The organism is Pseudogemmobacter sp. TB195, assembly GCF_058313095.1.
Map to the genome: position 1 here is coordinate 1 of NZ_JBZEGG010000068.1, position 3,630 is coordinate 3,630.

The 3,630-nt window shown below is 60.4% G+C and carries 6 protein-coding genes and 1 tRNA gene; 3 read left to right on the forward strand and 4 right to left on the reverse strand.

From position 1 onward, the window contains the following. Positions 1–386 precede the first annotated feature (386 nt). Complete coding sequence (locus AC4FS3_RS28460; RefSeq protein WP_491023331.1) at positions 387–1,076, reverse strand: hypothetical protein; 690 nt, start codon at positions 1,074–1,076, stop codon at positions 387–389. Positions 1,077–1,100: 24 nt separating this feature from the next. Beyond that, entirely contained in the window at positions 1,101–1,271 is a 171-nt protein-coding gene (locus AC4FS3_RS28465; protein WP_491023332.1) for a hypothetical protein, read from the reverse strand. A gap of 140 nt (positions 1,272–1,411) precedes the next feature. Between AC4FS3_RS28465 and AC4FS3_RS28470 the strand changes: the two genes are divergently transcribed. The 3 genes from AC4FS3_RS28470 (at position 1,412) to AC4FS3_RS28480 (ending at position 2,559) form a co-directional block, all read left to right on the forward strand. Next, complete coding sequence (locus AC4FS3_RS28470; RefSeq protein WP_491023333.1) at positions 1,412–2,035, forward strand: hypothetical protein; 624 nt, start codon at positions 1,412–1,414, stop codon at positions 2,033–2,035. Continuing rightward, complete coding sequence (locus AC4FS3_RS28475) at positions 2,032–2,217, forward strand: hypothetical protein (RefSeq protein ID WP_491023334.1); 186 nt, start codon at positions 2,032–2,034, stop codon at positions 2,215–2,217. The genes AC4FS3_RS28470 and AC4FS3_RS28475 overlap by 4 nt, the downstream gene beginning before the upstream one ends. A 135-nt stretch (positions 2,218–2,352) precedes the next feature. Beyond that, on the forward strand, positions 2,353–2,559 hold the full coding sequence (locus AC4FS3_RS28480) for a hypothetical protein (protein ID WP_491023335.1): 207 nt from the start codon (positions 2,353–2,355) through the stop codon (positions 2,557–2,559). Here the strand turns inward: AC4FS3_RS28480 and AC4FS3_RS28485 are convergent. Continuing rightward, the gene (locus tag AC4FS3_RS28485; RefSeq protein ID WP_491023336.1) at positions 2,550–2,795 is read right to left on the reverse strand and encodes a hypothetical protein; all 246 of its coding nucleotides are present in this window, start codon (positions 2,793–2,795) and stop codon (positions 2,550–2,552) included. The two genes, AC4FS3_RS28480 and AC4FS3_RS28485, sit on opposite strands and share 10 nt — an antisense overlap. Positions 2,796–3,034: 239 nt before the next feature. After that, positions 3,035–3,110, reverse strand: a tRNA-Trp gene (locus AC4FS3_RS28490). Positions 3,111–3,630: the final 520 nt, after the last annotated feature.

A 3,630-nucleotide genomic window follows, 5' to 3' on the forward strand; every position in this document is an offset into this window, starting at 1 on the left:
TGCCGTCCGACGCACTTGGCGCAGGCAGCGGTGCGGCGGGCGGTTCTGTGGCCTATCTGACCGGCTCCCTTGGCGCCACCATATTCGAGGTGATTATACAGCGTATCCGTGCAGGGAGGCTGCCCCGTGACAATCCGTGTTCCTCGCCCAGTCGTTCTCTGCCCGGTCAACGCGCTGATCGTGCGAGTGGTCTTTGCGCTGCTCGTGGCAGGGCTGATCGCAACACTGTGAGGCTCACGCCTCGGCCCACGTGGTGCCGGGGCGATGGTGGAGCGGTGGACTAGCCGAAAGGGGTGACTTGGAGTTGGAGAAGCTTCAGCCTATGCCCCGGCATCTCGCGCTCTTTTGAGATCTGGAGGTAGGGTTATATGCAGCGTGTTCGCAAATTACGTGATTGAGTCTGCCAATGCTTGCGCCATTGCACGCCCCATTACTGCCATGCCTTCAGGGGTTGGGTGGATGCTGTCCCGGTAGAGATTGGCATTCCAGCCGGGCACATCGCGAACGCGATAGATTTCGACACTGGCCGGGATGAATGAGGATATTTTGGCGAACTCGCTTTCAAGTTCAGTGGATTCGGCTTCCCGCTCCAACTCTTCCCTCGTTGGGTGAAGCCATATCTGAACCCGGCATTGGCAGGCCTCAATTGCTTCGGCCAAAGCCGGGCCGGTCGCTCGATCTGGAACGGTCAGCTCGGGTGGGGCGGTCGGATAACTGGGCTTCAAGATATATTTCGTTGCAAGGTATGCGAGTGCAGACAGCGGCCTCTCCCGAGGGTGTGTCATAGGGTTCGACCACGACGAGGGCTTATCGAACTCAGCGCTGTTCAGAACGAAAACCATCGATTCGGTGGCGCTAGTGATTTCCGGGTGATCTTCAAGCCAATTTACCTGGTTCACCACAGCCCAGCTTCCGGCGCTGATTGGCCAGACCATCGCATCCAGACCACTGTCGTCGAGCCAAAGCTGAACTTGTGCAGGCAGTTTGTCGTCTTGCCGATAAGAGTTTCCACCCCAGACAATGCTGTCGCCAATGAGTAGGATATCGTTGGGGCTGTCTACGAATTCATGCGCCACGCCCATGCTCATACTATTGAGTACCTAGTCGTTCTTGCGCATGAAGCTGCCTGATTGACTGGGAGCAGGGATATAGCCGTATCGGTTGTTCGCGAGATACACCGGAAAATCTACAAGCCCGAACGAGCGCGCGGCAATTTCAAAGGCAAGGATTGCCCCGGCGACAAGGCCAATGCCGAGAACGGATTTTCGCATAAAGTTCTCCATCAAATTATACCGACCTTTGGGGTAATTCTTGCCGCCTGACAAGCATTGTCAGCACTGATGTGGCTTTCTCGCATCTCACACGCCCCGCCAGCCAGCGGGGCTTTTTCACATCCATCATGGAGATCGACATGACCGAGGCATTCTTTGCCGCGATCCGTCCGCTGTTCGGCGGCAGCCTGAAACAGGCGCAAGTTGACGGCCTGAACGGCATCCTCGCCGCCACCTCGACCCTGCCGCGTAGTTTCCGCGCCTATATCCTTGCGACCGCTTATCACGAGACTGCCCACACCATGCAGCCGATCCGAGAATATGGCCGGGGCAAGGGTAAGAAATACGGCGTGGTCGATCAGACCGGCAAGGCGCCCTATGGCCGGGGCTATGTCCAGCTCACCTGGCGCGAGAACTACCAGCGCGCAGATCGTGAGCTCGGTCTGGGCGGCCGGTTGGCGGCGGATTACGACCTCGCACTTGATCCGGCGATTTCGGCGCAGATCCTTGTCGAGGGCATGCTGGACGGCTGGTTCACCGGCAAGGCGCTGCGGGATTACCTGCCCGGGGACTATGTCGGGGCCCGGCGCATCGTGAACGGCACTGACCGGGCGCAGCAAATTGCGGGCTATGCGAAGGGCTTTGAGGCAGTGCTGGTGGCCAGTGGCGATCCTGCCGGCACAGCTGCCGACCCTTTCGCCACGCGCGGGTGGCTCGCCGCCTTCCTCAAATTCATCACAACCCTGCTCAGGAGGTCGAAATGATCGCCCCGCTTTCCCGCATCCTCGCCCGCTATACCGCTTCGGCGCTCGTGACCTATGGCGCCATCGCCCCGCCGGATGCGGCATTCATGGAGCCGGAGATCGCGTTGCTGATCGGCCTCGGCCTCGGTGCGCTGACCGAAGGCGTCTATGCACTGGCCGTGAGGTTCGGATGGGCGCGCTGATCCTCCGCTGGCTCTGGAAGCCCGTCGCCGTGCTACTGGCCCTACTGGCGGTCTGGCTGCGGGGCCGGGCGAGCGCAAAACAACAGACCGCGCTGGAGGCCGCAGAGGCCTATGCGAACACCCGGAAAGGAATGGATGATGCGTCTGATCTCGGCAATGACCCTGACGCTGCTCGCCGCTGGCTGCGCGAGCGTGACGCCAACCAGCGGTGATGCGCTCTGCGACGGATCGCGGGCGGCGCGGGCTGATCATGCGGCGGCGCTGGCGGTCTCACCGGACGACCGGGCGGTGGTGAGTGGCGCCCGGCTGATCGCGCTGATCGATGCGGGGTGTCAGGTCTGATCCCGCGTTTGTGCAGGCAGATCATATACAATCTGGCAGCGGTCGCTCCATTCCCATTCGTGCTGCCTGAGCGCAACCTCGCAACCGGCGGCCCGGGCAAACTCCAGCAGCGCAGGCGGCGCATCCTCGGTGCCGGCCAGCGCGACATAGCGCGCGCGGCTGTATCGGCCTGATCGGCCGCACTGGTCACAGATCAGATGGATGGTGTCAGGCAGAAGAGTGACGGCGCGGAACATGAGCGACTCGGGGGATGGGATCACCAGTGTTCACTATGTGTTCTCATGATGCAATGGCTGCGCGCACAGTCTGTCTCCGGCTCTTATCGGATCGATCACCGCTGGCATGCGGATTGCAGCACTTTGGGAAGCCGGGGGGCTTTTGCGTGGGGTGGGGATTCTCGAGAACATGTTCCCAACTAAATTCCCAACTGGTCAGTGATTGTCGGGAGGATGAACCACTAAGTCTTTGGTTCGATTGGCAGGGGCAGCAGGGTTCGAACCCGCGACCTACGGTTTTGGAGACCGTCGCTCTACCAGCTGAGCTATACCCCTGTGATGCGGTTTCATTAGGTTTTTTGCCGGAGGGCGTCAAGCGGTTATCACTCATGTTATCAGTTTCCTGCTCCGGTCCCGTTCTGTTCATTGCCGCTTGCTCGCTGCCTGTCTGGCCCGCATATTTGATGATCATGGCCTACGTGGTGTGACCGCTAAAGCTGGCGATCTCGTCATCGCCACAGCCGGCCCATGCCAATTCCATCACCCCTGGAGAACACAGCCCATGCTGGTCGAAGGCTTTCGTCATGCGGAGGCGGGCGCGCTCCTTCCGCATGATCTGCAACAGGCCATTATGGGTCAGACGCTCACCCCTCACAGATGTCAGAGTGGTCCGCGCAGGGGAGGTTCGGCGCCGAGCGCCGCTTTCGCACTGTCCAGCTCTGCTTTGAGGAGCGGTGTGCAAGGAAGCTTGAGCGGAACACCGGTCTTGTTCTGCCGCAGTGGAATGCCCCCACTGAAGTGGTCCACCCACAGGGATATGCTTATCCCGTTTTCAGGAGGACCAGATTATGGCTGG